The sequence below is a fragment of the Gemmatimonadaceae bacterium genome (assembly GCA_019752115.1).
GTDB lineage: Bacteria > Gemmatimonadota > Gemmatimonadetes > Gemmatimonadales > Gemmatimonadaceae > Gemmatimonas.
Map to the genome: position 1 here is coordinate 84,401 of JAIEMN010000045.1, position 25,826 is coordinate 110,226.

Sequence of the window (25,826 nt, forward strand, 5' to 3'; positions counted from 1 at the left end):
ATGGCGCCGACCATTCAACCCCATGCGGGGCCGCACCGGACGCTCGAACCGCCGGTCGCCCCAGATGCGCCCATCGGCCGGTTGCTTCAGCATCCGGTGCCACCGGGTCAAGGTGAGTACGAGTGGATCTACCTGTGGCAGTTGCCGCTCCGCATGATGCACTGGGCGGCGGCGGTGAGCATCGTGACGCTGGTGATCACCGGCTTCTGGATTGGCCGCCCGTACTTCATGGGCAGTGCGCAGAGCACCAGCACGTTCGGAACACAATACATGCGGCTCGGTCACTTCCTGGCCGGCATGCTCCTCACGGTGACCGGGATCGTGCGCCTGTACTGGCTGGTGGCGGGCAACCGGTTCGAGCGCTTCCCGGCGCTCTTCCCGGTGCGGCCGCGTGACCTCAAGAACCTCGTGAAGCAGGCGCGGTTCTACCTGTTCATGCCGCCGAAGCACATGCCTGAGTACATCGGCCACAACCCGATGGCGCAGGTGAGCTATACCACGGTGTATCTCGCGGCCGCCCTCATGGTACTCACGGGCTTTGCGCTCTACACCACCACGCATCCGAACGGCTGGATGTACGGCGTGTTCTATCCGATCACGACGTTCCTGGGTGGCCTGCAGAACGTGCGCCTCGTGCATCATGTGGCCACATGGTTCTTCCTGATCTTTACACCGGCCCACGTGTATCTCGCGATGCGCGCCGACGTGATCGAACGAGGCGGCGGGATCTCGCAGATCATCAGCGGCGGCAAATTCGTGCCGATTCACGAAGACTTTGAAGACGCTGAGGGCTGACGGACATGCTGTCATTCGGACCACGCGGAACCGGTACCGCCATCCTGGGTCTGGGCAACCCGCTCCTCGCCGACGACGCCCTCGGGCTCGTCGCGCTGGAGCGGCTGCGGGACCAGTACGAGCTCGATGATGCCATCTCGATTCACGACGGTGGCACCTGGGGCATGCAGCTGATGCCCATGATCGAAGACTCGGCGCGCGTGCTCTTCCTCGATGCCATCGACAAGGGCGAGGCGCCGGGCACGGTGATCCGGCTCGAGGGCGAGGCGATTCCGGCCACGCTCGCAAACATGATCTCGCCGCACCAGCTGGATCTGCGCGAAGTGCTGGCCATGACGCGGCTGCGGGGGACGTTCCCCGAAGACGCCGTCGCCCTGGGCGTGCAGCCGGAAACCACGATCACCCGCGTCGCGCTGTCGGCCAGTGTGGCGGCGCGCGTGGATGACGTGGTGCAGGCGGCCGTAGCCCAGCTCGAAGCGTGGGGCCACACGGTACGGCGGCGGGACCCGGCGGAAGCCGACGCGGCGGCACGCGCGCGGTCGGCGATGGTGACCGGCGGGATCGCCGACGTTCTCATGTCGGCGTAACGGGAGGCTCGGGGGCATCATGCATGAACTGAGTCTGGCCCTCGAGATCGCCCGAGTGTTGGAAACGACGATCCCCGCGCCGCAGCTCCCCCAGATCATCACGGTGAATCTGGAGGTGGGCGAAGACGCGGGGATCGAGATGGCCAACCTGCAATTCTGCCTGGACGCGTTGTTGGGCCAGCCGCCGTTTGCCGGCGCCACCGTGACGGTGACGTCGGTGGCCGGCGGCAATTTGCGCGTGGGCTATCTGGAGTTGGACGACGAACGAACGGGCGCCGCAGTGGGCGCGCAACCGCACGAGGCGAACGATGGCAGTTCGGCGCATTGAAGTCCGCGAGCGGGTCATGGCCCGCAACGATGAACTGGCGAACGTGGTGCGCGGTCGCCTTGACGCCGCCGGCGTCGCCGCGTTCAACCTCGTCTCGTCCCCGGGCGCCGGAAAGACGACGCTGCTCGAGCGCACCCTCGATGACATCGGCGCACGGATGCGCATGGCCATCGTGACCGGCGACGTGCAGACGGAGAACGACGCCGACCGCCTGGCGTCGCACACGGATCAGCTGGTGCAGGCCGTCGTGACGAACGGCGGCTGCCATCTGGATGCCCTGCAGGTCACCGATGCCCTCGAGGCGGTGGATATTTCGGACCTCGATCTGCTGATTCTGGAGAACGTCGGCAATCTGGTGTGCCCGGCGAGCTGGGATCTGGGGGAGCGGCATCGCATTACGCTCTGCTCGGTGACCGAGGGCGAGGACAAGCCCCTCAAGTATCCGAAGGCGTTCGCACAGGCGGAGCTGGTGCTGCTCACGAAAGTGGACCTGTTGCCGTATCTCAAGCTTGACATTGCGAAGCTGGAAGCGAATGTGCGGAAGGTCAGCCCGAACGCTCGCATTCTGCGCGTCTCAGCGGACTCCGGCGAAGGGATGACCGACTGGTATGCCTATCTCGAGGCAGCCGCCAACGCCGCACGGGCCCGACAGGGCGACGCTCACTTTGCAGACCTCCCCGCTTCCGTTTGATGATCTGGCGAGCTTCCTCCAGGCGCTCGAGCGCCGGGGGGAGCTCCACCGCATTCGCTGCGAAGTCGATCCCTATCTCGAAGTCTCCGAAATCACGCAACGCGTGATTCGGCAGGGTGGCCCGGCGCTGCTCTTCGAGCGCGTGAAGGGCGCCGACTTTCCGCTCGCGACGAACATTTACGGCACGATGGACCGGCTCGTGCTCGGGATGGGCATCGAGCCGCGCGCGCTGGGTGAAGCGCTCATTGGCCTCATCGAGCGGCTCAATCCGCCCTCGCTCGACGCCTTCTGGAACAACCGCGACCTCCTCTGGCGCGGGCGCAACCTGCGCGTGAAGCAGGTCCGGAGCGCGCGAGTGCAGGAAGTAGTGGAAGCGCCGCGGCTGACGCGCATGCCGCACCTCACCGGCTGGCCGCGCGACGGGGGCCCGTTCATCACCTGGGGCCCGATGCTCACGCAGGACCCGCGGAACGGGCGCCGCAACATCGGCCTCTATCGCTGCCAGATCTACGACGACACGACCACCGGTGTGCACTGGCAGTCACTCAAGGGCGGCCGCGCGCATCACTTCGAAGCCGAGCGGATGAACATCCCGCTCGAAACGGCGATCGTGCTCGGCGGTGATCCGCTCACCATGCTGGCGGCCATTCTCCCGCTCCCCGAAGGCTACGATGAGCTGGCGTTCGTGGGGTGGGTGCGTGGCACGCCCACGCCCATGGTGCAGGCCAAGACCATGCACATGATGGTGCCGGCCAACGCCGAGTTCATCGTGGAAGGCTACGTGGGCGCGCATGAGCGGCGCAGCGAGGGGCCGTTCGGTGACCACTACGGCCACTACTCCGAAGCGGCCGACTTCCCGGTGTTCCACGCCACGGCGGTCACGCGCAAGCAGCACGCGATCTATCCTGGCACGGTGGTGGGGAAGCCGCCGCAGGAAGACAAGTTCGTGGGGATCGCCGCCGGCGAGATGATCGGGCCCCTGGTCAAGCTCATCCAGCCGAGTGTGCGCGACCTGTACGCCTATGACGCGGCGAGCTTCCACAACCTGGTGGGGGTGAGCATGGTGGAGCGGCATCCCACCGAAGTGCTCAAGATCGCCATCGGGTTGAATGGCACCGGGCAGATGGCGCTCACCAAGGTCATGGTGATGGTGCTGGAGGACATCGACTGCCGCGACTTCCGCGCCCTCTTCCGCGAGCTGTGGCACCGCTTCGAGCCGCGCGAGAAGATGCTCATGATGCCGATCGCGCCGCTCGATACGCTCGACTACACGAGCTACATCATGCATGTCGGCAGCAAGGTGATCTTCGATGCCACCGGCCCCGTCATCGAGACCGAGCCGCCGCCGCGCGCCATCGCTGACCCGCGCGGCTGCGACGCGCGCATCACCGATCATCGCCTGTACGAAGGCTTCCTGGTCGTGGTCGTGCAGCGCGATCCGCGTGACGTGCTGGAGAAGCTCATTCGCTGGGAGCCGCTCGGGAAGATCCGCTTCATTGCGGCGGTGAGCGATGACGTGATGCTCGACGACGACTCCAGTCTGCTCTGGGGCGTCTTCAATCGCTTCGATCCGGCGCGCGACATGATCTTCGGGTCACAGACATTCATCGGCGCCAAGCCGGTATACGATGGCCGCATCGGCATCGACGCCACCATGAAGGAGGGATATCCGCTGCCGGTGACGATGCCGCAGCCAATCATCGATCTCGTCGATCGCCGCTGGCAGGAATACGGTTTGTGAGCGCGCCCCACCCGCGAGTCCCGATGGACGGGCAGGTGATTGCCGGCGAGCATGTCGTCGTGCGGTTTCTGAATCTCGTCAAGTTTCCGCACACGCTCTTTGCACTGCCCTTTGCGCTGGTCGGTGTGGTGGCGGCGTCGTGGCACGCGCCGGTGACGCCGCGGTTGGTGGGGCTCGTGGTGCTGGCATTCACCTCCGCGCGCTGGGCGGCGCTGGCCTTCAACATGGTGGCCGATCTCCGCTTCGATCGCGCCAACCCACGCAATGCCAGGCGCGAACTGGCACGGGGCGCGCTGTCGGTGCGGCAGGCCTGGACGTCGATCGCCGTGGCGGCAGTGCTCTTCTTCTGGAGCGCCTGGGAGATCAATCCGCTCTGCTTGGCGTTGAGCCCTCTCGCCCTCGTCTGGATCATGGGCTACAGCCTGGCCAAGCGCTGGTTCGACTTCACGCAGCTCTGGCTCGGCCTCAGCCTCGCGATCGCGCCCGTGGGCGCGTACCTGGCCATCGTTGGTGCGTGGAGTACCCCCTGGTGGGTGCTCTGCACCATCGGCCTCGCGGTGACCGCGTGGGTGGCGGGGTTCGACATCTTCCACGCGCTCCCCGACGAGGAGTTTGACAGGGCGCACCAGTTACACAGCACCGTCACGCGGCTCGGGAAACGCAACGCCCTCCGCCTCGCGCGCCTGCTGCATGGGGCGACTATTCCGCTCCTCGCCGTCTTCGGCTGGGGAGCGGGCTTTGGCTCCTGGTATTTCGGTGGGGTCACCGTCGCCGCGGTGCTCCTCGCGTGGGAGCACCGCCTCGTGCGGCACGATGATGTGTCGAAGGTGGGGCCCGCGTTCTTTCAGTGGAACGCGATTCTGTCGGCCACCGTCTTCGTGAGTGCGCTGATCGACCGGCTGGCTTAGGCCATGGCGGGAGCCAGCTGCGACACATCATACAGCTGGAGCAGGCGCGTGATGCGATTATTCGCGTGCTCGAGAACCGTGATCCCCTTCCATGTCACATCGTGGCCATCGACGAGCCCGTGGCTCGTCCACTGCAGCGTGGCCACACCGGGCGCCTCGGTCACGCTATCAATGCTCGTGGTCACAGTGGGGAAGGCGTGGCGATACGCATCCCAGAAGCGACGCGCGCCGTCGGCGCCCTGCTCCGGCGTGGCCGCACGCGGGCTGCTCAGCGTCGCGGTGCCGGCAAAGAGCGACACCATCCAGTCCACCGTGCCATCGGCTTCGAGCGACTGCAGCGCGTTGCGGAACGCTTCCACGATGGTGGCGTGCGTCGTGCTTCGCGTGCGGACCATGTCGGGGCGATTCTGCTCCACGAACGCCATGACCTTGCGTGCCGCGGCTTCGAGGGGGTTCGCCACAAACGTATGCAGCGCCTCGGCGGCCGCGCTCACCGACCCGGCGAGCGACTGTTCGCCAAAGCCCGCGGCGCGCAGTTGCTCGGAGATCCACGCATAGTGCCGCGCCTCTTCTTCGGCGGCGCGCTGCACGATGGGCGCCACGTCAGCCGGCCACGTCTTGCTGGCAAAGCGCGTGTACTTCTCCCGCACTTGCCCTTCCACCACGCGCAGCGAGAGCAGTACGGTGGCATCCTTGCGCGTGGCCAAGCCGATGGCGCCACCCATCGCCTGCACGGCAATCTTGAAGGGGCCGGTGATGTGGGGCAGCTCGATGGCCATCGCACCGCGGCCGCGGACCACCTCGGCGAGCGTTTCGGCGCGCCGCTGGTGTTCGGTGCGGAAGCCGGCGAGCGCTTCCCGAACGGCGGCATCCTGCACGCTGTTGATCGCGACCGTGTAGGTCTCGACGGCGTCACGATCGAGCTGGATCAGGTCGTTCAGATCGGCAATCAGCGTTGCGCCATCGGCGCGCCACGAATTCGGCATACGTTCCTCTCCCCTCACGGTGGTCTGGGCGAAATATTGGGAGACGCGCGGCGCAGGGCCATACGGAGAACACCGACGACATCACGGCCGTCGGCTGAATCGCACCTCGAGGTGAGAACATGAGCGGCGGGCACTGGTCACGATATGCGCAGCTGGTGCAGCTGGCGTTGCGACACGGACGCCGCGACCTGTTGGCGCATGCGCAGGCCACCGACCTGCTCAGCCGTGACTTCCCCGACGAGCCACCATCGCGCGACGAGGAAGCGCGGGCTGAAGCACTCGCGCACGAGCTCGAGCGTCTCGGGCCCACGTTCGTGAAGTTCGGTCAGCTGCTCTCCACGCGCGCCGACCTGTTGCCGCCCGTCTATCTCGCCGCACTCGAGCGGCTGCAGGACCAGGTGGCCCCGTTTCCCTTCGCCGAGGTGCGCGCCACGGTGGAGCGGGAGCTGGGGTGCCCGCTGAGCGAAGCGTATCAGTGGTTCGAAGAAGTCCCGGTCGCGGCGGCGAGCCTGGGTCAGGTGCACCGCGCCGCGCTCCCTGACGGGCGCAAGGTGGCGGTGAAGGTGCTGCGCCCGGGGATCCGTGAACGGATCAAGGGCGATATCGCGGCGATGCAGAAGCTGCTGCGGTTTGCCCAGCGCGTGAGCGAAACGGCGTACCGCTTCGACTTGCTCTCGGCGGTGGAGGAGTTCCGCCGCGTCGTCGGGCGCGAGCTCGACTATCGCGCCGAGGCGGTGTTCCTGGACCGGCTGGGCACCAACCTGCGCGAGTATCCCAGTCTGGTCGTCCCGCACCCCATCATGTCGCACACGCGCTCGCGCGTGCTCACGATGGAGTGGATGGACGGGCGGAAGGTGACTGAGATCCCGCTGGATGAGCTCGTCGCGATGAACGGCGCGCAGCTCGCCCAGGATCTCTTCCGCGCCTATCTCAAACAGATCCTGGTGGACGGCTTCTACCACGCCGATCCGCACCCCGGGAATGTGCTCCTCATGCCCGATGGGCGCCTCGCGCTCCTCGACGTGGGCATGGTCGCCATGGTCCCCGACATGTTCCGCGACCGGCTGCTGCGCCTGCTGGTGGCCCTCGCCGAAGGGAAGGGCGATGTGGTCGCCGATGTGTCGATCGAGGTGGGCGAGCTGACCGAGTTCTTCGAGGAGCGGAAGTTCCGGCGGTTGATCCGGGATGTCGTGGCCAACTACTCGGCCACCCCGGCCGCCAGCGTGAAGGGCGGCATGCTCTTTTTCGTGCTGGGGCGGGCGGCAGCGGATGCGGGGCTGCGCATGCCCCCCGAGTTTGCCCTGTTCGGGAAGACGCTGATGAACCTCGAGCATGTGGGCATGACATTGGACCCGCAGTTCGACCCGAACGAGGCGGTGCAACGGTATGCCAACGACATCTTCGGGGAGCATCTGCGTCAGGGATTCTCCGCTCGCGCGATGCTGAGCACGGTGGCAGATCTCGATGCACTCCGGCGGCAGCTGCCGTCGAAGCTGCAGCGGCTCTTGGACCAGTCGGAAGACGGGATCCCGGTGCGCATCCGCATCGCCGAGACCGACCGGTTCATTCGCGGCATCGACCGCATCGCGAACCGCATCACGGTGGGGCTCCTCGTTGCCGCCCTGATCGTGTCGGGGACGATGTGGGTCAACTACTCGGGCTTCACGATCTTCGGGTTCCCCGGCATGGTGGTCGTGGGGTACGCGCTGGCCGCCGGTGGCGCGCTGGTGCTCATCCGCAACGTGATGACGAGTAACGACTAGAGATTCTGATCGACCAACTTTACCGGAGCAGCCATGTGGGCACGTGAACAGATTGTCGAGGCGATTCTCGAGAGTGGCCCGTTCATCGGGGAGCGCAAGTATGTGGAGCGCGGCGGCTACACCGTTTCGCGCGAGCCTCGGCTGTTCAAGGTGCTGCACGACAACAATCTCGTGCGCGTGGTGTTCCCCACCGACTGCAGCGTGGTGAGTGAAGGCGCCGTGGTGTGCATCACCACGCTCTTCGACATGGCCAAGGGCGAGAACATCTACGGCCACATCATCTGCGCCGGCCCGGGGGTGAACACGCTGCTCAAGGCGAAGGACAACCCGATGCCGCCCGCCCCGCCGCAGGCGCCGCCCAATGGCGAGCGCGAAGTGCGCCGCTTCGTGGCGTGGAAGGAAGCGAGCTGGGTGAAGTTCCTGAACGACGAGCTCGACCTCGGCACGGACGTCGCCGGCCAGATCTGGATGGCCAACTTCTGGAAGGCGCTCGACCGGATGTTCGGCTACGGCTACCTGGTGAACTACGATCCGGATGTCGTCATCGCCGAGGCGATGAAGCAGGTCGCGATCGGGCGCTGACCCGCGGTGCCGCGGGCGTTCAGCGCTTGAGGATCCAGCCGAGCGCGAAGCCTGCGGCGGCCGCCGCCGCCGCGACGCCGGCGAGCGTGGCGGTGGAGTGCCCGCTCGGCGCGACCGGCGCCGGTGCCGTGGGCATGGTTGTCGTGAGTGGGGCGAGCGTTTCGCCGGTGACACGCGGCTCGAGCGCCTGCACGAATTCATCGGCCGTAGCGTAGCGCTCTTCGGGGGCGCGGCTCAGCGCCTTGCGGATGACCTCGGCCACGCGATTCGGCACGCTCGGGCGCACGGTGGTGACGACACGTGCTTCGGTCGTCATCACCTTGGCGATCACCGCCTGCGCGGTGGGGCCGGCATGCGGCACTTCACCGGCGAGCATTTCGAAGAGCAGCGTACCGAGCGCGTAGATATCGGCGCGGCCATCGATCTCGCGTTCGCCGGCGGCCTGCTCGGGGCTCATGTACTGCGGCGTGCCGATCGACATGCCCGTCTGTGTGAGCCGCGTGCCACCGGCTTTGCGGAGTGCGAGCGCGATACCGAAGTCCACGACGATCGGCTGCCCGTGCTGCAGGATGATGTTCTCGGGCTTGAGATCGCGATGAATGACGCCGCGCGCGTGCGCGTAGGCGAGCGCATTGCCGATCCCCACCGCGATGCGCACCGCTTCATCCACCGAGAGCTGCCCCTCGCGCTTGAGGCGGGCGCGCAGCGTTTCGCCCTCGAGCAGCGGCATGACGTAGTACAGCAACCCGTTCGCTTCGCCGCTGTCGATGAGCGTGAGCAGGTTGGGGTGCTGCAGCGTGGCCGTGACCTTGATCTCGGTCAGGAACCGTTCGGCGCCCAGTACAGCGCCGAGCTCCGGGTTCAGGACCTTGAGGGCGACGTTGCGGTCATGCTTCAGGTCGCGCGCCTGGTACACCGTGGCCATGCCGCCCTTGCCGACGTGTCCTTCGACGAGGTAGCGACCAGCGAGGGCGGTTCCGAGTTCGGCGGTGTGGCTGCGGGGCATGACGTGTGGGATAGGGGCGGGACGCGAGAATTGTAGCCGGTTCCGGCCCTGCGGCGCCAATTCGGGCGGGGCCGTGTGGGGATCATCCATCGCCGGCCCGGCCGAGAATCCGCCCCGCAACCCCGTCGCCGGCCCCACGGAACCACGGGTCGGATCGTATCTTCGCAAGGGCTGACCCGTGTCCCCTCCCTGCCCGCCATGACCATGCTCGACCGTCTCACCCGCGCGCTCGCCGATCGGTATCGCGTCACCCGCGAGCTTGGCGCCGGCGGCATGGCGACCGTGTATCACGCGGTCGACCTCAGGCACGACCGCGATGTGGCCATCAAGGTGCTGCACCCTGATCTCGGGGCAGCGCTCGGCGCCGATCGCTTTCTCGGCGAGATCCGCACCACGGCCCGCCTGCAGCATCCGAACATTCTGGCGCTGCTCGACAGCGGCGAAGCGGATGGGCTGCTGTACTACGTCATGCCGCTGGTCGATGGCGAGACGCTGCGCGAACGGCTCGAGCGCGAGAAGCAGTTGCCGCTGGAGCCTGCGCTGCGCATCGCGACGGAAGTGGGGGAAGCGCTGGCGTATGCGCACCGGCAGGGCGTCATCCATCGCGACATCAAGCCGGAGAACGTGCTGCTGCACGACGGGCGCCCCATGGTGGCCGACTTCGGCATCGCGCTCGCGGTGCAGACGGCGGGCGGGCAACGCATGACGCAAACAGGGCTCAGCCTCGGGACGCCGCAGTACATGAGTCCCGAGCAGGCGATGGGCGAACGCACCATCGACGCGCGCAGTGATGTCTATGCGCTCGGCGCGGTCACGTACGAGATGCTGACCGGTGAGCCGCCCTTCACCGGGGCCACGGTGCAAGCCATCGTGGCCAAGGTGCTCACCGAGCGTCCGGCGAACCCCACGGCGGTACGCGACACAATTCCGCGGCATGTGGAAGCCACGGTGCTCAAGGCGCTCGCCAAGCTACCGGCGGATCGCTGGACGACGGCGGGTGAGTTCGTGCACGCGTTGCAGCATGCCGAGGCGACGGCGACGCTCACGACGATGACGGCCGCGCCGGGCCTCGCGCGTCCGGCCCGTGGCGCCTCATGGGCGCGCGTCGCGCCCTGGAGTGTGGCCGTGGTGGCGCTTGGCGTGGCGGCGTGGGCTCTCTGGCGCACCGGGGCGAGGGACGACGTGCCCGCGCAGCCGATGCTGGTGGAGGCGCACAACGTGGAGGTGCAGCAGCTGGCGTCGCTCGCGGGGCTGCGCAGCTTTGCGCTGTCGCGCGATGGGACGCATCTGGCGTGGCTCGGGCGCGATTCGGTGGCCGCCACACGGGTCTTCCTTTCCACGCTGAGTCGTGGGGATGTGCGCGCGATTCCGGGGACGGAGGACGCGCTGGGCGTTGCGCTCTCCCCCGACGGCAAGTCGGTGCTCTTCCTCCGCTCGCGCCAGGTCTTGGTCGTCGATGCGAACGGCGGGCAACCGCGACAGATCATGACGGGCCGTTTCAGCGGCGTGACGATCACGCGCGATGGTTGGATCATCGTCGCCGGGCCGGATGGGGTGCAACGGGTACGGCTCACCGGAGGCGAGCCGGAGACGCTCGTCGCCAGCGCGGCCGACTCCGGCGCGATGTACAGCGCACCGCACCTGATCGAGGAAACGCACACGCTGCTGCTGTCTCGACTCCGCCACAACGTGCCCGATCTGGTGGCCCTCCCGCTCGACGGCGGCGGAAAGCTGACGGAGCTGGGGATCAGCGCGGCGCGGGGGCTGTATCTGCGCGGCGTGCTGGTGTTCGTCGGACCCGATGGCATCTTGCAGGGCGTCCCCTTCGATCCGCGGAGCCTCAAGACGACCGGTGATCCGCGCATCATCGGCGAGACGCCGATCACCATGCGCGGCTCCCGCTACGACCTGGCGGACAATGGCCTGCTGGCCATTTCGACGCAGGATGCCACGCTGGGCGAACTCGTGCTGGTGAATCGGTCCGGCACCGCGCGGCTGCTGAGCGGCAAGAGCGCCTACTTCGGGCCGCGCTTCTCTCCCACCGATGCGCGGGTCGTAGTGGGCGAACTCAGCTCGCTGACGACCACGCGCGAAGGGGATCTCTACAGCATCGATACGGCGACCGGGGTCAAGCTGCGCGTCACCACCGACGGCCAGAATTCGCGACCGGCGTGGACGCCCGACGGGCGCTCGCTGCTGCTGGCCAAGCGAAAGCCGTCCAACATCCTGTTCGCCGCTCGCATGCCGGCTGACGGCACGGCGCCGGCGACGACGCTCGTGGACCGCCCGGGCGGTATCTACGAGCTCGCCCTCACCGCCGATGGGCGCACGCTGGTGTGGCGCGAAGATGCCAACTCGCAAAGCACGGGCCGCGATATCTTTGCCATGCCCGTCGATTCGCCGGCGGCGATGCGCCCCATCGCGCAGACACGGTTCAACGAGCGCAGCATTGCCACCAGCCCGACCGGCGACTGGCTGGCGTACGTGTCCAACGAATCCGGGCGCGACGAGGTGTACATTCGCCACCTCGCAGCCGGCGCCCCAAAGTTTGCCGTGTCCCGACGCGGTGGCGAAGAGCCGCGATGGACACGGTCCGGTGAAATCTTCTTCCGCTCCGGCGACTCCGTCCTCGTCTCGCGCGTGACGCTCGGGGCGCGCCCCACCGACGCCCCACGGATCACCGAACCGACGTTCCTGTTCGCCGCGCGTTACCAGCTGCTCGGGCTCGAGTCCACCTGGGACGCCGCGCCGGATGGCCGCTCCTTCGTGATGGTGCGATTGACCGATGCGCAGCGCTCGCCGGTGCTCCTGTATGCGAACTGGCTGGAGGCGTGGAAGCGCGCCGCTGCCGCGAAGTAACGTGCCCGCGGTTCATCACCTGGAGATGCTTCGATGACCAGAACCCTTCGGTTGGCCACGATGGGACTGCTGCTGGTTGCCGCGCGGCCTGCGGCGGCCCAGATGTACCCGCCCAGCCAGCGCACCACGATCGTGCAGCACGTGGCGCTCACCACGGTCACGCTGGAGTACGGCCGCCCGGTGGCCCGCGGCCGCACGCTCTGGGGCGCGCTGGTGCCGTGGGACAGCCTCTGGCACCCCGGTGCCGACTCGGCCTCGCGCCTCACGGTCGATCACGACGTCACGATCGAGGGGAAGCCGCTGCGTGCGGGGACGTACTCCCTGTGGCTCATTCCGCGCGAGCACGCCGCGTGGACGGTCATTCTGAATCGTGATGCGTTGGTGGATCACAAGTCGTACAGCGGCCCGTCGCGCGATGCGCTGCGGGTGGACGTGCTGCCCGACTCGCTCTCGATGATGGAGAGCATGGCGATCTACTTCCCCATGGTGCTGCGCGACGAGGCGCAGCTGCGCATTCACTGGGGCGTGCAGGGGGTGACGGTGAAGGTGAAGGCGGCGTGGCGGGAGGGGTGAGCCGCGCTGCTCCGCGATGTACCCGTGGCCACGCCCCCGGGATGGCCTTACCGCGCCGCTCCCTCACTCTTCACGCGAGCCGTCCAGTTGGTCAGCACGCGGATATGAAGATCATCGCCCACGCCCCCCGCCGAATTAGAGGTGGTGACGAGCACCGCATCCCCCGACGGGAAGAGATCGTAGCTGAAGGTTCCCTCTGTGCGATAGAACGGATCCGGCGCGAGCGAATCACGTGCCGTCACCGCCAGCGGTGCGAATGACAACGTCGCGCGCGCAAAATTCCTCGACGCGCGGAAGAGCAGGCGCCGTCCGTCGGGATACCAGACGGGCTCCACGCCGCCGTGCTCGGACACGCGCAGGCGCGGGCCGCGGCCATCGGTGTCGAGCACGTAGATCTCGTTCACGCCCGATTCGTCCGACTGATACGCGACCCAGCGTCCATCGGGTGACATCGCCGGGTTGAGCTCGCGCGCGGCGGTGGCGGCAATGGCGAGCGGCCGCCGCACCCGCAAGTCGGCGAGCGTCGACATATAAATATCGGGGTTGAACGACGTTCCCCCGATGCGCACCGCGACGCGGCTGTTGGTCCGCGCCAACGACAGGTACTGGAAGCCGAATCCCTTGCCGGCGGCACCGGCATCGAAGTTCGTGCGCAGCAACGTGGAATCTGGGCCGCTCCGGTCCCACGCGCGTGAGATGACCAGCACGGAATCCACGCCGAAGCGCCGCAGGTGCACGACGCGACGTCCATCCGCACTCCATTCGCCGCGGAACGACGCCGAATCATCGGTCAGGCGCGTGAACGTATTGGTGGCAAACTCGTAGATCGACAGGTTGCCAAGATCGGGCGAGGCGTCGCGCCGCACGATCGCGCGCTGTCCATCCGGCGAAATGCGCATGTCGCGGAACACGCCACCGGCATCGGTGAGTGTCGTGGCTCGCCCGCCCGAGAGGTCGTAGCGGACGAGCGCGTCGGGCGCCACCGTCACGGCGCCCGTCAAGGCGGGCTGGTACATCAGCGTCCCGTGGTCCGTGACACCGTAGCTGAATTGTCCGCCGCCACCATACGCCACCCGGTCGACTATCCTCACCGGGGCGCCCCCTGCGCGACGCGAACGAATGTCGAACGACACCGCGTACAACCCATCTCGGCGGCCGAACAACACGTAGCCGGACGCATATCGGGGATTCGATCCCGGGAGATCGAGTGGCTGTATGACGCCGCTCGCAATCTCGAGCACGCCAACCCGCTGCGCGTCAAGGCGACGCACCACCCCGCTGCCTTCGATAAAGTTGATCAGTGCGTAACGGCCGCCCGGCAGTGCCGAAGGATAGTTCACACCGACGGCGCGCCCATTGAGCGTTGGCACGATACGCTGCATCGCTCGCCCGGGGGTCGCGATGGCCAGGACCGTGTCGACTTGGAAGAGCAACCGTCCGTCGTCGGTCCAGGTGGAGGCGCCGATGCTGGTCCGTGCCACCTCGATCGGCGTGCCCCCGTCCACCGCAATCGTGAAGAGCACTTCGCCGGCGTAGTACGCAATCTGTCGCCCATCCGGAGAGAAGGTGGGCCATGTCGCGCCGTTCGTGCCAGGCACCCGTCGGAACTCGAGATCGTCGCTGCGACGCAGATAGAGCGAACGCTGGGTGCCGGAACCGACCAGCAGGACGGCCGCCAGGTACTGTCCATCGGGGGAGATGGCGACCTTCCAGCCGCCCGCCACGCCGGCAATTCTGGCGCTGTCGGCCAGCCCGATCTGGAACACGCTGCTTGCCTCACGAGCGGCCGGCGCGTCGGTGCGGCGCATTCGGTCCACGCCAAGGCCGATCGCGATCACCGTACTCACCGCCGCGAGGGCGGGCCAAATCCAACGCGTTCCGACGGCAGGCGGCCCGCCACGCGCGGCGCGCGACGGTCGAGCGCGCGGCGCTTCCCCAAGCAGGGTGGCGCGAAATTCGGCGGCGCTTGCCACGCGATCGGCGGGCAGCTTCTCCAGCGCCACGTGCACCGCATCCGCGACATGCGCGGGAACGTTGCGCCGGAGCGAATCGAGTGGTGCCGGATCACCGCTCAGCACCTTGGCGACGATCGCCTGACTCGTCGGTCCCGTGAACGGCGGCTCCCCGGCGATCATCTCGTAGGTCACCGCGCCCAGCGCATAGAGATCGGCGCGCGCGTCGACGTTCCGCTCGCCCATGGCCTGCTCGGGGGCCATGTACTGCGGCGTGCCGAGACTCAAGCCGGTCTGGGTCATACGCGTGCCGCCGGCGTTGGTCACCGCGAGGGCAATGCCGAAGTCGGCAACCAGCGCGTGCCCACCCTGGAGCAGGATATTCTCGGGCTTGATGTCGCGATGAATGACCCCGCGGTCGTGCGCGTACTGCAAGGCGTCGGCGACTTCCCGCGCCAGCGTGATGGCGTCGGGAATGCGGAGTTGCCGTTCACGCTCGAGCCGATGGCGCAGCGTTTCGCCTTCCACGTACGGCATCACGAAGAACAGCTGCCCGGCCGCTTCCCCGCTGTCGAACAGCGGCAGGATGTGCGGGTGCTGCAGGCTCGCGGTGGTGCGGATCTCGCTCAGAAAGCGTTCGGCGCCGAGCACCGCGGCCAGCTCAGGGTGCAGCACCTTGATGGCGACCTCACGCGCGTGGCGCACGTCGCGCGCGAGATAGACCGTGGCCATGCCACCGGCGCCGAGCTCGCGTTGGAGCTCATAGCGGTCGGCGAGGGCGGCGCGGAGGCGCGCGTCGGAGGCGGGGCTGCTCACGGTGCGTTCGTCACGGGTCATCCCAAGGTACGGCCGACGCGACGCGGTCGCCAACGTCGCGTGCGGTGTGCGGCTTGCGCGTCCGATCGTTGACGCGGAGTGACTGGCTTGGCCGCCTACAGCACGCGCCACCAGGGCACGGAGAGCACGCGGTCGGCAAGCCACCGCGTCTCGGTGCCGCCGTGCAACAGCAGCCCACCGACCGCGGCTGGATACTCGCGGAGGAACAGCCGCAACCCGTCGGCGTCGTTGTAGGTCGGACGCTCCCCGCTCTTGCACTCGATCGCGAGCAGTCGGCCGTCCGGTTGCTCCACGACGACGTCCACTTCGTCCTGGGTGGTGGTGCGCCAGTGCATGAGCGACGGCTTCTGCAACTGCGCGTCGCGCCAGACGAGGAGATCCTGCACGATCAGGTTCTCGAAGTGAAAGCCGGTGAGTGGCGGTGTGCCGGCGAGATGCCAGGCCAGTGCCGTGTCGCTCCAGTACACCTTCGGCGTTTTGGTCAGGCGCTTGCCGCGGTTGACCGCGTACACCTCGAGGCGAACGAGCTGGTACGATTGCTCAAGGAGATCGAGGTAGCGAAAGGCCGTGGTCGGCGCGATGCCGGCTTCGTTCGCCCACGCCGAGCGGTTGATGAGCTGCCCGATGCGATGCGCGGCGATGCGCATGAGGCGACGCAGGTCCAGCGGATTGCTCACGGACGCGAGATCGCGCAGGTCCCGATCGAGATAGGTCTCGAGGTACCCCTGAAACCATAACGCGCGTTCGTCGGCCGTGGTCTGTTCCACAGCGGGTGTGGGATACCCACCGATACGGGCGTGGTCGCGCCAATCGGCGGCAACGGCCGGCATCGACTGCACCTGATCCAACCAGTCGGTCGTGCTGCTCGCGAAAAAGTCGGACCACGTGCCGGCGACCCCCTGACCGAGCTGCTCGCGCCGGGACATCGGCCAGAGCGTGGTGTAGGCGGCGCGACCGGCGAGCGATTCGTTCACGCGGCGCATCTCGAGCAGGTTGGCGGACCCCGTGAGGACGAATTGCCCCACGGCTCGCTGCCCGGCGTAGGCACGTTCGTCGACGATCTCCTTGAGGGCGAGCACGAGGGCCGGGTCTCGTTGGATCTCGTCGATGATCACCTTGGGCGCCGACCGAAGGAGGGCGTGCGGATCGCGTTGCGCCTGCTCGCGAATGTCCGCGCGGTCGAGCGTGAGGAAGAGGTACTCGCCAAGACTCGGCAGCGTGCGGACGAGCGTACTCTTGCCCGTTTGCCGCGCCCCCATCAGCACCGAGACGGGCATGACCTGCGTGCTGGCGACCAGGTGCTGAGCGCCAAATCGAGGGAGATTGGCTCCGATTCGGCCTGCCGGTGACGTCATAAAATGTTTTATGACATGGGGTTATGCAAATCGTCCATGTTGTGGACGAATTTCATCCACTGGATGAACGATACCGGTCGCTCAGGCTGACGTCAATCGCCGACCGGGCGGCGCGCAGGGTGTCGAGGCTGATCAGCGCGAGCCGCTGTTGACGCGCTCGTGCAGTTCGCGGATCCAGTTGTGCACCAGGACAATCTTGGTGTCGCCCGGAACACGCCGAGTGAAGACCACCTCTCGCTCGCCGGCTGAGACATCATACGCCCGGTTCGATTCCGAGCCGAGGTTCGCATTGACGGACTTCAGATCCAGTATGGTGCGGCGCGTCGGCGCAATCGTTCCATCGGCACCGAGATCGGCAGCGAGCAGCGTGGTCCCGCGCCGATAGTACAGCGTGCGCCCTTGCTTGGACCAGAATGGCGCTGCGCCGCCGTCCTGCGAGATGGTGATGCGTGGACCATCGGCCGGAAACGGCCGGACGTAGACTTCGAATCGTCCCGACGCATCCGAGACGTATGCCAACCACTTGCTGTCGCTGGAAATGGCCGCGCTCAGTTCGACACTCGGGCCGGAGGCCACCGGAACGGGAGCCGCCGTATCGCGAGGGCGCACGGCAAAGAGATCGTTTGGCGCCGCGCGAGCGGCTGGCGTGCGGAATACGATCCACTGCGCATTCGGCGAGAGTATCGATTCCGCGGCATCACGATCCTGCATCAGCGTGTCGATTGGCCCCGTGCCGTCGGCCCGGCGCGTCTGGAATACCGACCGATTCGGACTGCCCATGAACACGATGCGCTGCCCGTCGGCCATCCAATCACCGCGATAGGCGTCTCCGAGTGGTGTGATGGCGCCAGAGCCGCGCGTGTAGGTGAGCAGGCGGCCGCGGCGCGTCTGCAGCAGGATGCGAGATCCATCCGGAGAAAACCGCGGCTGAAGATAGGCATCCGCGGGGAGAGCGAGCGTCGCCTCCGCGCCCGATGTCTGACGGATGACCACCTCATTGAGCAGCGCTCCTTGCAGCACGAGCAGCGTGCCGCTTGCGGAGACCACCGCCTGCGGCCCATTCGCCCGATCGCCCATGATGTTGTCGGCCAGCACGACCGGTGCGCGCGCCGTGGTCAGGGCCTTCGCCTCGGCCGGCAACGCCAGCATCGTGCTCGAGTCGGGATCCAACGCCAGGAGGGTATTCTCGAGGACCGCAATCGGCACCAGTCGGGGATATGGGAGCACGCGGATTTCGCCGCTGGCGAGAGATACCGTCGCGAGCGTTCCGCTCGGTCCGAGCGCCGAGTCCGACATGCTGATCACGATCGTCTGGCGATCCGGGAGCAGCACCGGATGGCGGCCGGTCAGGCGGCGGTCGGGGGGCGTGATGATCCTCAGCGAACCAGTCTCCGTGGCAATCGCGGCCACCCATCTCGTCGATCCCAGCAGCAGGGTGTCGCCATTGCCCCAGGTGAGTCCGTTGTACTGGATGCCGCTGGCCAACGTCGTGACGCGGCGCGCATCGCCGCCCGAGAGCGGCAGTTGGCGCAGCTCGAATCCGTCCCGATACAACAGCCGGGAACCGTCTCTCGAGAAGAGCAGGTCCTTCACCTCGTGATCGATGATCACGCGCGGCGTGAGATCCGCCGTCTGGCGAAGCATCACCCGACTGCCGTTCTCATCCTGCACCAGATACGCGAGCCGCTGACCATCAGGTGAAATGGCGAGGCCACCCTGAATCGCAAACGACGGATTCTCGGTGGGTGCCAATGGAATGGGCAAGCGCACAACCGGTGCACTGGCTGCGCCGGCGTCGGGCGTGGATTGCCACCGCGCCAGCGCGACGAGTAATGACGCAAGCGCCACCAGCCAGGGAACAAATCGAATCCAGCGCGCTGGGCGACCGCCCGCCGATGGCATCGCGGTCGCGGCCGCCGTACTCGCAAGCGGCGTGGCCAGCGCCTGCGCAAACGCCCGCGCACTCGCAAAGCGATCCGCCGGCAGCTTCTCGAGCGCCCGCCGCACCGCCGCGTCCACCGCGGGTGGCACATTCGGGCGGAGCATCGTGAGCGGCCGCACGGTGTCGGTGAGCAGCTTGGCCACGATGGCCTGCGCACTCGCCCCCGTGTGCGGCGGCTCGCCGGTGAGCATCTCGTACGTCACCGCGCCGAGTGCATAGAGGTCGGCGCGCGGGCCCACCGCCTTGTCGCCCACCGCCTGCTCCGGGGCCATGTACTGCGGCGTCCCGAGCGACAACCCGGTCTGCGTCAGCCGCGCGCCGCCGGCCGTCTGCACGGCCAGCGCGATGCCGAAGTCCGCCACCAGCGCATGCCCATCCTGCAGCAGGATATTCTCGGGCTTGATGTCGCGGTGCACGATGCCCTGGGCGTGCGCATGCTCGAGCGCATCGGCCACCTCCCGCGCCACGCGCACCGCGTCGTCGATGGCCAGCTGCTGGTCGCGCTCGATCTGCGCGCGCAGCGTTTCGCCGCGCACATACGGCATGACGTAGTAGAGCAACCCGTCCGCCGCCCCGCTGTCGAGCAGCGGCAGAATGTGCGGATGCTGCAGCCGCGCGGTGGTCTTGATCTCGGCGAGGAACCGCTCGCCGCCGATGGCGGCCCCGAGATCCGGGTGCAGGACCTTGATGGCGACATCGCGGTCGTGGCGCACATCGCGGGCGAGATACACCGTGGCCATGCCGCCGGCGCCGAGCTCGCGAGCGAGCTCGTACCGATCAGCAAGCGCGGCGGCAAGACGGTCACGGGGCGTGTCGCTCATGGCATTGCCTTTGCCGCCGCCATCTTCCGGCGCAGTTCCGTGAACCAGTTCAGAATGACGACCAGGCGATTGGGCGTCTCCTGGGCACCCGCCGCCATCACGAACTCGCCGGACCGGCGATTGAAGTCGTAGGAGCGATCGCGAGCCCCTTCGCGATACAGGTTCACGAAGAGTTGGTCGCGCTGCTGCACGGCAATGGATCGCCCGAGTGACAGCGTTGCCGCCATCATGTTGACGCCGGCCGAGTAGTAGATCGTGCGACCGTCTCCCGACCACATCGGTGCGTTCCCGATGTTCTCGGAGATCAGCTGGCTCAGCGGCAAACTGTCGGCGGGCGCCACGTACACCGCATACTCACCGCTCCGATGCGAGACGTACGCCACCCAGCGACCGTCGGGGGAGAAGTTCGGCTGCACGTTGTCGTCGTCGGGCACGCCGTACGTTCCGAGCGTGCGACCGTCCGTCAGCGACGCCATGGTCAGGATGTGCAGACCGGGTTCCCCCGTGGACAGGGCAATCCGGCGACCGTCGGGCGCGAGCGAGAAGTTGTGGATCTGCCGCGCCTGCAGCGGGACCAGCTGGGCGGTGTTCAGTCCATCGACCCGCTGCCGCAGCAGGCGATCCGCCGGACGCATGGTACGCCGCCCGTTGATGCGCACCGCGTCCTCCTCGAGCCAGAACACCTCGGCGCCATCGGCGCTCCATTCGGGCGACCGACTGCTGCCGTTCTGCGTAAGTCGTTGCACCTGACCCGTGGCCCGAGTGAGCACAAAGATATCGGTGCCGCCGTCCTTGCCGGCCGCTTCGTAGGCGAGTCGATCGCCCGTCGGCGAGACGCGCAGATGGCCGAGCCCCCCGGCATTGGCCGGCAACACCCCCACCTGCTTTCCCGTGCGGTCGAGTACCCGGACCACCTGACGATCTTCGGTGGCGATCTCGTAGATGAGCGAGCCGTTGCGCGCCACGTCCAGCATCGCGCCGAAGCCACTCATGTTCACGTCCGTCAGCACCACGACCGGCTGCCCCGAGGTCCGCAGGGTCACCGGATCGAACGCGATCGCACTGACCGTGTTGCTGCCGCTGACGAACAGGAGGTAGCCCGCCTCGACATAGCGCGGGTCGGTGCCGTCGAGCCCCAGCGGTACAAGGGCCGAGTCGGCGAATCGCAGCGCCGTCAGACGCTGGGTGCGCTCGGCGATGTTCTGCATCGTGAAGACCACGCCTTTGTTCTCGGGCAACAGATGCGGCATCGCGGCGACGGCATTCAGGCTGTCCTTCACGATCGGTTCCGCCGTACCACTCGCGCTGACACGCCAGACCTGACGCCCTCTGGCAAACACCAGGGCGCTGCCGCTTTCCCACGCGATGGCCGACCCCGTCATCGACTCCAGCAGCCGATTGGGGGTGCCGCCGGTTTTGGGGACGACAAAGAGACCCGAGCTCAAGCGGCTGAAGGCGAGCCGCTCGCCGTCGGGGGAATACGTGAGGCTGTAGGCCGCGGTCGTCCCCGGCACCGGGGTGACCGTCAGTTCGCTGAGTTGACGTCGATAAATGGTGATTCCATCGGCGGACGCCACACGAAACGCGATCTCGCGGCCGTCGGGACTGATCGCAAAACCGCGGCGACCGGCGCTTGGCGCGATGGTCAGCCCCGCGACCGGCGGTGGCTCCACGACGAAGCGTACGGGCTCCGGCTCGGCGCTGGCCGCTGATCGGACACCGCGCTGCATGAGGTACATCGCGCCGGCGCCGGCCAGCAGCAGCGCCGAGGCGCGCATGATCGCCGCCGCGCGCGACGCGCTGCGGGTCGTGCGCGGCTCGCGCGTGGTGCGCGCTGAAGTGCCCGCATCGGCGAGCAGGGGAGCGGTGCTGATGAGGGCGTCGGCGAACGCGCGCGCGGTGGCCGGTCGGTCGGCGGGGAGTTTCTGCAGGGCCGCCGCTACCGCCACCGCCGCGTTCATGGGTACGGTGGCGCGAAGCTCCAGCAGCGGCGCCGGCGTCGTGGTGAGCACCTTGGCCACGATCGCCTGACTCGTCGGCCCGGTGAACGGCGGCTCGCCGGCGAGCATCTCGTACGTCACCGCCCCGAGCGCGTACACATCGGCGCGCGCGTCGACGGTGCGCTCGCCCATCGCCTGCTCGGGCGCCATGTACTGTGGCGTGCCGAGACTCAGTCCCGTTTGCGTCATGCGCGCGCCGCCCGCATTGGTCACGGCGAGGGCGATGCCGAAGTCGGCGACCAACGCATGGCCGCCCTGCAGCAGGATGTTCTCCGGCTTGATATCGCGATGAATGACGCCGCGGTCGTGCGCGTATTGGAGCGCGTCGGCGACTTCACGGGCCAACAGCACCGCATCGGCAATCGGCAGCTGCTTTTCGCGCTCCAAGCGCGAGCGCAGCGTCTCGCCATCCACGAACGGCATGACGTAGAACAGCTGCCCGGCCGCTTCGCCGCTGTCGAACAGCGGCAGAATATGCGGGTGCTGCAACGATGCCGTCGTGCGGATCTCGCTCAGGAACCGCTCGGCGCCGAGCACCGCCGCGAGCTCCGGGTGCAGCACCTTGATGGCCACTTCGCGCGCATGGCGCACGTCGCGCGCGAGATACACGGTGGCCATGCCGCCGGCGCCCAGCTCGCGCACCAGTTCATAGCGGTCCGCCAGGGCGGCGGCGAGCGCGACAGGAAGAGTCATTGCGGTAGAACATGCACCGCGCGTCACGCGAGCGCACGGGCTGTCACGCACAACGGGCGTCCGCGCGATGCGCTACACCAGCTGCAGTCCTGCGTGCGTGAAGTCTTCGAAATCGACGCCGTTGTTGGTCGCCAATGGCGCGCCGGCGGCGATGGCGATCGCCGCGATCATCGCATCCACGCGCGTGCTGCGTTTGCGTCCGGCGTGATTGAACAACTCGGCGGCGATGTGCGCGTGTGGCTCACCGAACGGAACGACGGCCTGCAGGAAGGCCCGGATCGTCTCGACCTGGCGCGCCGAGACCGGGCCGCAAAGGAACTCGTACCACACCACCGCGGGCGCGATGAGCGGTTCGCCGGCAACAATCCACGCCCGCAGGCGGCGGCCTTCAGGGCTGCCGGGGACCAGGCCGAGGATCAGGTAGTTGGTGTCGAGGCAGATCACCGGCCGCGCCACACGCCGCGATCCGCGCGGGCCTGCGCGAGAAAGTCCGCGGCGGTATCGGCCGAGAGGCCCGCCTGGTCGCGATGCAGGGCGTCGAGCAGCGCGAGCGGATCAGGGGCCGACGCCGTTTGCGCCACCACGCGCCGGATCACCTCCGCCTGCGAGACCTGCCACTGCTCGGCCAAGGCGCGAATCCGCGTGACGGTGGCCTCGTCGAGGGCGAAGGTGGTGCGGTGGGTCATTATTGCCATACCATAATATGTACCATAACTCAGGTGAGTTCAATGGTCATGGGAGCGGCAAACGTCCCGCCTCTCGCTGCTGCCGAGCCGTGAACTCGCGCGCCCAGTGGTACGCGATGACCGGTACGGCGCGTGAACCGACGGCCCTCACGAGGTAGAAGGTGTTGCCATCCGGCGAGATGTCCCAGAACGGCGACGTGCCGGCGGGTTGTATCCGGTACTCGCCGCTCACGACGACCTGCGGAGGCCGCGGGCGTCCGTCGGCGCCGATCACGACTTCGACGAGGCGTGTGCGCTCGCGCACGTAGAGCACGGGGCGGCGCCGGTCCCAGCGCGGTTCGCTGGACCAGACGTCGCTGACGGCGATGGGGGCACCGGGCCCCGGGAACGGTCGCAGGTAGACGCGATTCTCGCCCTGCTCATCCGAGACGTACGCCACCCAGCGGCCGTCGGCCGACAGCACCGGCATGCGTTCGTGCGCCGTCGTGGCCGCGATCGGGCGCGCGTTCGCCACGGAGTCGATGGGGGCAACGTACGCGTCGATCCCCGTGGGGCCGGTGGCGCTCGTGCCGACGAGCAGAAAGCGACCATCGGGGGACACGGAGAGCGCGGAGATGAAGTGGCCGGCGGGGAGTGGCAGGCTGTCGGGAGTACCGCCGCGTTCGGTGTGCAGCCGGCGGAGCACCCGGCCCTGCGACTCGGTGTAGTAGAGCGTGCGACCGTCGGGGGCCCACGCCGGAGCGGCCGTGTAGAAGCTGCGAATGGCCGGATCCTGGACGTCGCCTCGGTTCAGCAGGGTCGTGATACGGGTCTCCAGATCGAGCAGGCGGAGCGGTCCGGTGCCGTGCAGGAGCAGCCGCCGACCGTCGGGCGCGAGGTTCATCTCGATTAGGCGGGGTTCGTCCGCCGTCACGAGCGACACGCTCCCGTCCCGACGCACGGCGACCACCTCGCGCCGTTCCAGGCCCCGCCGCGTGATCAGGGTGCCGGAGGGCGACAACGCCGCGTAGGCGCCACCAGTCTGGGCACTCTCGATGCTGTCGATGACCTGCACCGGCGCGCCGGTCACCACCAGCCGAACCGGGTCGAACGGAACCGTCAGGATCGCGTCCGCCGTGGCATACAGCAGGTGTCCGTCGACGACACCGAGCGGCATCGTGCCCGCGACACCGAGGTCGATGACGCGGCGATCCGCGAGGCGCAGTGCCTTCACTGTGCCGAGGCCACCGAGGACGACGCCGCCAGCCATGGCCACCGGCCAGCGCATGCCCGGGTTGTCGAGCGACAGCAGCGTGCCACCATTGGCAGGGATCAGCACGGTGCGATGACCGCGCTCCTCGAGCCCGCTGAGCATCGTGACCAGCGTGTCGCGATCGGTCCACGCAAGACCGCGTGGCGATCCGGGTGGGAGCGCCGCGAGCGACACGGGTGCGCCTTCATCGACGCGCACCTTGAACGCGCCCTGCCTCGTGACGTAGCCGAGCCAGGCGCCGTCGGGGCTGAACGCCATCCCCTCCACCGACGGAACCCGCACGAGGCGCCCGGCGCTCTGGCTGATGCGACGCAAGACGATCGCGGTGCCGGCGCTGTCGCTGGCCACCGTCGCGACCAGTTGTCCGTCATTGCTGATGGCGACTTCGCGGCGCGTCCGCGCCTCGAGCATCATGCCGGGAGGCGCACTGACGTCGGCGCGAATGACGCCCAGATCGCCCGCGGCGTCCGGGCTTCCCGTGCCGCGCCGCGCCAGCGGCCAGGTGATGGCGCCGGTGATCGCCGCTGCGGTGAGGGCCACGATGACGATGGTGCGGCGAGCGAGTCGGGTCGTGCGCGCCGGCGTGTCGTTCGTGCGAACGATTCGCGGCGCGCCACCAACGGCCGTGAGGCCCTCCCCGAATGCGCGCGCACTGGCCGGCCGGTCCGCCGGCAGCTTCTCGAGCGCGAGGTGCACCGCGTCTGCCACAGTCGCCGGAACATTGCGTCGCAGCACATCAAGACGTTGCGGCTCGGTGCTCATGACCTTCGCGACGATCGCCTGACTCGTGGGCCCCGTGAACGGCGGCTCGCCGGCGAGCATCTCGTACGTCACGGCGCCCAGCGCGTAGACATCAGCGCGCGCGTCGATGGTGCGCTCGCCCATCGCCTGCTCGGGGGCCATGTACTGTGGCGTGCCGAGACTCAGTCCCGTTTGCGTCATCCGCGCGCCACCGGCGTTGGTCACCGCCAGCGCGATGCCAAAGTCGGCGACCAACGCATGGCCGCCCTGCAGCAGGATGTTCTCCGGCTTGATATCGCGATGAATGACGCCGCGGTCGTGCGCGTATTGGAGCGCATCGGCGACTTCTCTCGCCAACAGCACCGCATCGGCAATCGGCAGCTGCTTCTCGCGCTCCAACCGCGAGCGCAGCGTTTCCCCGTCGACGAACGGCATGACGTAGAACAGCTGGCCCGCCGCTTCGCCGCTGTCGAAGAGCGGCAGGATATGCGGATGTTGCAGACTCGCCGTCGTGCGGATCTCGCTCAGAAACCGCTCGGCGCCGAGGACCGCCGCCAACTCGGGATGCAGCACCTTGATGGCCACCTCGCGCGCGTGGCGCACGTCGCGCGCGAGGTAGACGGTGGCCATGCCGCCCTGTCCAAGCTCGCGGAGGAGCTCGTAGCGGTCGGCAAGGGCGGTGCGCAGCGCGTTGGGGAGACTCATGGAGTGAACATGCAGCGCCGAGC

General features: G+C 67.9%; 19 protein-coding genes. 10 read left to right on the forward strand and 9 right to left on the reverse strand.

The window, feature by feature from the left end; translation table 11 throughout:
• The 6 genes from cybH to ubiA are packed head-to-tail and all read left to right on the forward strand — an operon-like array spanning position 1 to position 5,050.
• Positions 1-795: a Ni/Fe-hydrogenase, b-type cytochrome subunit gene (gene cybH, locus K2R93_18310; protein MBY0491799.1), complete on the forward strand. Its 795-nt coding sequence runs from the start codon at positions 1-3 to the stop codon at positions 793-795.
• A gap of 5 nt (positions 796-800) precedes the next feature.
• The gene (locus K2R93_18315) at positions 801-1,382 is read left to right on the forward strand and encodes a HyaD/HybD family hydrogenase maturation endopeptidase (protein MBY0491800.1); all 582 of its coding nucleotides are present in this window, start codon (positions 801-803) and stop codon (positions 1,380-1,382) included.
• A gap of 19 nt (positions 1,383-1,401) precedes the next feature.
• Positions 1,402-1,710 carry a hydrogenase maturation nickel metallochaperone HypA gene (locus K2R93_18320; GenBank protein MBY0491801.1) on the forward strand — a complete coding sequence of 103 codons (309 nt, stop codon included), beginning with the start codon at positions 1,402-1,404 and terminating at the stop codon, positions 1,708-1,710.
• A gap of 16 nt (positions 1,711-1,726) precedes the next feature.
• Positions 1,727-2,401 carry a hydrogenase nickel incorporation protein HypB gene (gene hypB / locus K2R93_18325; protein MBY0491802.1) on the forward strand — a complete coding sequence of 225 codons (675 nt, stop codon included), beginning with the start codon at positions 1,727-1,729 and terminating at the stop codon, positions 2,399-2,401.
• Positions 2,376-4,142 carry a UbiD family decarboxylase gene (locus K2R93_18330; protein MBY0491803.1) on the forward strand — a complete coding sequence of 589 codons (1,767 nt, stop codon included), beginning with the start codon at positions 2,376-2,378 and terminating at the stop codon, positions 4,140-4,142. The genes hypB and K2R93_18330 overlap by 26 nt, the downstream gene beginning before the upstream one ends.
• On the forward strand, positions 4,139-5,050 hold the full coding sequence (gene ubiA, locus K2R93_18335; GenBank protein ID MBY0491804.1) for a putative 4-hydroxybenzoate polyprenyltransferase: 912 nt from the start codon (positions 4,139-4,141) through the stop codon (positions 5,048-5,050). Before K2R93_18330 ends, ubiA begins: the two co-directional genes overlap by 4 nt.
• Here the strand turns inward: ubiA and K2R93_18340 are convergent.
• A complete protein-coding gene (locus tag K2R93_18340; GenBank protein MBY0491805.1) occupies positions 5,047-6,036 on the reverse strand; it encodes a DUF2383 domain-containing protein in 990 nt (329 codons plus the stop codon). The genes ubiA and K2R93_18340 overlap by 4 nt on opposite strands.
• Positions 6,037-6,155: 119 nt before the next feature.
• On the opposite strand from K2R93_18340, the gene K2R93_18345 reads away from it, so the two are divergent.
• Entirely contained in the window at positions 6,156-7,799 is a 1,644-nt protein-coding gene (locus tag K2R93_18345) for a hypothetical protein (GenBank protein ID MBY0491806.1), read from the forward strand.
• Between the two features lie 33 nt (positions 7,800-7,832).
• Entirely contained in the window at positions 7,833-8,381 is a 549-nt protein-coding gene (locus tag K2R93_18350) for a hypothetical protein (protein ID MBY0491807.1), read from the forward strand.
• 19 nt (positions 8,382-8,400) lie between these two features.
• On the opposite strand, the gene K2R93_18355 is transcribed toward K2R93_18350, so the two are convergent.
• Positions 8,401-9,387 carry a serine/threonine protein kinase gene (locus tag K2R93_18355; protein ID MBY0491808.1) on the reverse strand — a complete coding sequence of 329 codons (987 nt, stop codon included), beginning with the start codon at positions 9,385-9,387 and terminating at the stop codon, positions 8,401-8,403.
• A 198-nt stretch (positions 9,388-9,585) separates the two neighbouring features.
• On the opposite strand from K2R93_18355, the gene K2R93_18360 reads away from it, so the two are divergent.
• Together K2R93_18360 and K2R93_18365 are read left to right on the forward strand one after the other, a co-directional pair.
• On the forward strand, positions 9,586-12,246 hold the full coding sequence (locus tag K2R93_18360) for a protein kinase (protein ID MBY0491809.1): 2,661 nt from the start codon (positions 9,586-9,588) through the stop codon (positions 12,244-12,246).
• Between the two features lie 33 nt (positions 12,247-12,279).
• On the forward strand, positions 12,280-12,819 hold the full coding sequence (locus K2R93_18365; GenBank protein ID MBY0491810.1) for a DUF2911 domain-containing protein: 540 nt from the start codon (positions 12,280-12,282) through the stop codon (positions 12,817-12,819).
• Between the two features lie 47 nt (positions 12,820-12,866).
• Here K2R93_18365 and K2R93_18370 read toward each other — a convergent pair whose 3' ends face one another.
• The 7 genes from K2R93_18370 to K2R93_18400 all read right to left on the reverse strand — a co-directional run bounded on the left by K2R93_18370 (position 12,867) and on the right by K2R93_18400 (position 25,803).
• Positions 12,867-15,608 (reverse strand): protein kinase, encoded by a 2,742-nt coding sequence (locus K2R93_18370; GenBank protein MBY0491811.1) that lies wholly within the window; start codon positions 15,606-15,608, stop codon positions 12,867-12,869.
• 95 nt (positions 15,609-15,703) lie between these two features.
• Positions 15,704-16,885: an ATP-binding protein gene (locus K2R93_18375; protein MBY0491812.1), complete on the reverse strand. Its 1,182-nt coding sequence runs from the start codon at positions 16,883-16,885 to the stop codon at positions 15,704-15,706.
• Between the two features lie 210 nt (positions 16,886-17,095).
• Positions 17,096-19,726, reverse strand: coding sequence for a protein kinase (locus tag K2R93_18380; protein MBY0491813.1), 2,631 nt, complete (start codon positions 19,724-19,726; stop codon positions 17,096-17,098).
• On the reverse strand, positions 19,723-22,419 hold the full coding sequence (locus K2R93_18385) for a serine/threonine-protein kinase (GenBank protein MBY0491814.1): 2,697 nt from the start codon (positions 22,417-22,419) through the stop codon (positions 19,723-19,725). Before K2R93_18385 ends, K2R93_18380 begins: the two co-directional genes overlap by 4 nt.
• Before the next feature lie 72 nt (positions 22,420-22,491).
• The gene (locus K2R93_18390; protein MBY0491815.1) at positions 22,492-22,875 is read right to left on the reverse strand and encodes a PIN domain-containing protein; all 384 of its coding nucleotides are present in this window, start codon (positions 22,873-22,875) and stop codon (positions 22,492-22,494) included.
• A complete protein-coding gene (locus tag K2R93_18395) occupies positions 22,860-23,105 on the reverse strand; it encodes a ribbon-helix-helix protein, CopG family (protein ID MBY0491816.1) in 246 nt (81 codons plus the stop codon). Before K2R93_18395 ends, K2R93_18390 begins: the two co-directional genes overlap by 16 nt.
• A 46-nt stretch (positions 23,106-23,151) precedes the next feature.
• Positions 23,152-25,803, reverse strand: a complete 2,652-nt coding sequence (locus K2R93_18400; GenBank protein MBY0491817.1) for a serine/threonine-protein kinase — start codon at positions 25,801-25,803, stop codon at positions 23,152-23,154.
• Between the last annotated feature and the right edge of the window lie 23 nt (positions 25,804-25,826).

Excerpts from the sequence above, each read along its gene's own strand:
- K2R93_18370 (MBY0491811.1), bottom strand. The coding sequence starts at position 15,608 with ATGACCCGTGACGAACGCACCGTGAGCAGCCCCGCCTCCGACGCGCGC.
- K2R93_18350 (MBY0491807.1), top strand. The coding sequence starts at position 7,833 with ATGTGGGCACGTGAACAGATTGTCGAGGCGATTCTCGAGAGTGGCCCG.
- K2R93_18320 (MBY0491801.1), top strand. The coding sequence starts at position 1,402 with ATGCATGAACTGAGTCTGGCCCTCGAGATCGCCCGAGTGTTGGAAACG.
- K2R93_18315 (MBY0491800.1), top strand. The coding sequence starts at position 801 with ATGCTGTCATTCGGACCACGCGGAACCGGTACCGCCATCCTGGGTCTG.
- K2R93_18375 (MBY0491812.1), bottom strand. The coding sequence starts at position 16,885 with ATGCCCGTCTCGGTGCTGATGGGGGCGCGGCAAACGGGCAAGAGTACG.
- K2R93_18385 (MBY0491814.1), bottom strand. The coding sequence starts at position 22,419 with ATGACTCTTCCTGTCGCGCTCGCCGCCGCCCTGGCGGACCGCTATGAA.
- K2R93_18365 (MBY0491810.1), top strand. The coding sequence starts at position 12,280 with ATGACCAGAACCCTTCGGTTGGCCACGATGGGACTGCTGCTGGTTGCC.
- K2R93_18355 (MBY0491808.1), bottom strand. The coding sequence starts at position 9,387 with ATGCCCCGCAGCCACACCGCCGAACTCGGAACCGCCCTCGCTGGTCGC.
- K2R93_18340 (MBY0491805.1), bottom strand. The coding sequence starts at position 6,036 with ATGCCGAATTCGTGGCGCGCCGATGGCGCAACGCTGATTGCCGATCTG.
- K2R93_18395 (MBY0491816.1), bottom strand. The coding sequence starts at position 23,105 with ATGACCCACCGCACCACCTTCGCCCTCGACGAGGCCACCGTCACGCGG.
- K2R93_18400 (MBY0491817.1), bottom strand. The coding sequence starts at position 25,803 with ATGAGTCTCCCCAACGCGCTGCGCACCGCCCTTGCCGACCGCTACGAG.
- K2R93_18360 (MBY0491809.1), top strand. The coding sequence starts at position 9,586 with ATGACCATGCTCGACCGTCTCACCCGCGCGCTCGCCGATCGGTATCGC.
- hypB (MBY0491802.1), top strand. The coding sequence starts at position 1,727 with ATGGCCCGCAACGATGAACTGGCGAACGTGGTGCGCGGTCGCCTTGAC.
- cybH (MBY0491799.1), top strand. The coding sequence starts at position 1 with ATGGCGCCGACCATTCAACCCCATGCGGGGCCGCACCGGACGCTCGAA.
- K2R93_18380 (MBY0491813.1), bottom strand. The coding sequence starts at position 19,726 with ATGAGCGACACGCCCCGTGACCGTCTTGCCGCCGCGCTTGCTGATCGG.
- K2R93_18345 (MBY0491806.1), top strand. The coding sequence starts at position 6,156 with ATGAGCGGCGGGCACTGGTCACGATATGCGCAGCTGGTGCAGCTGGCG.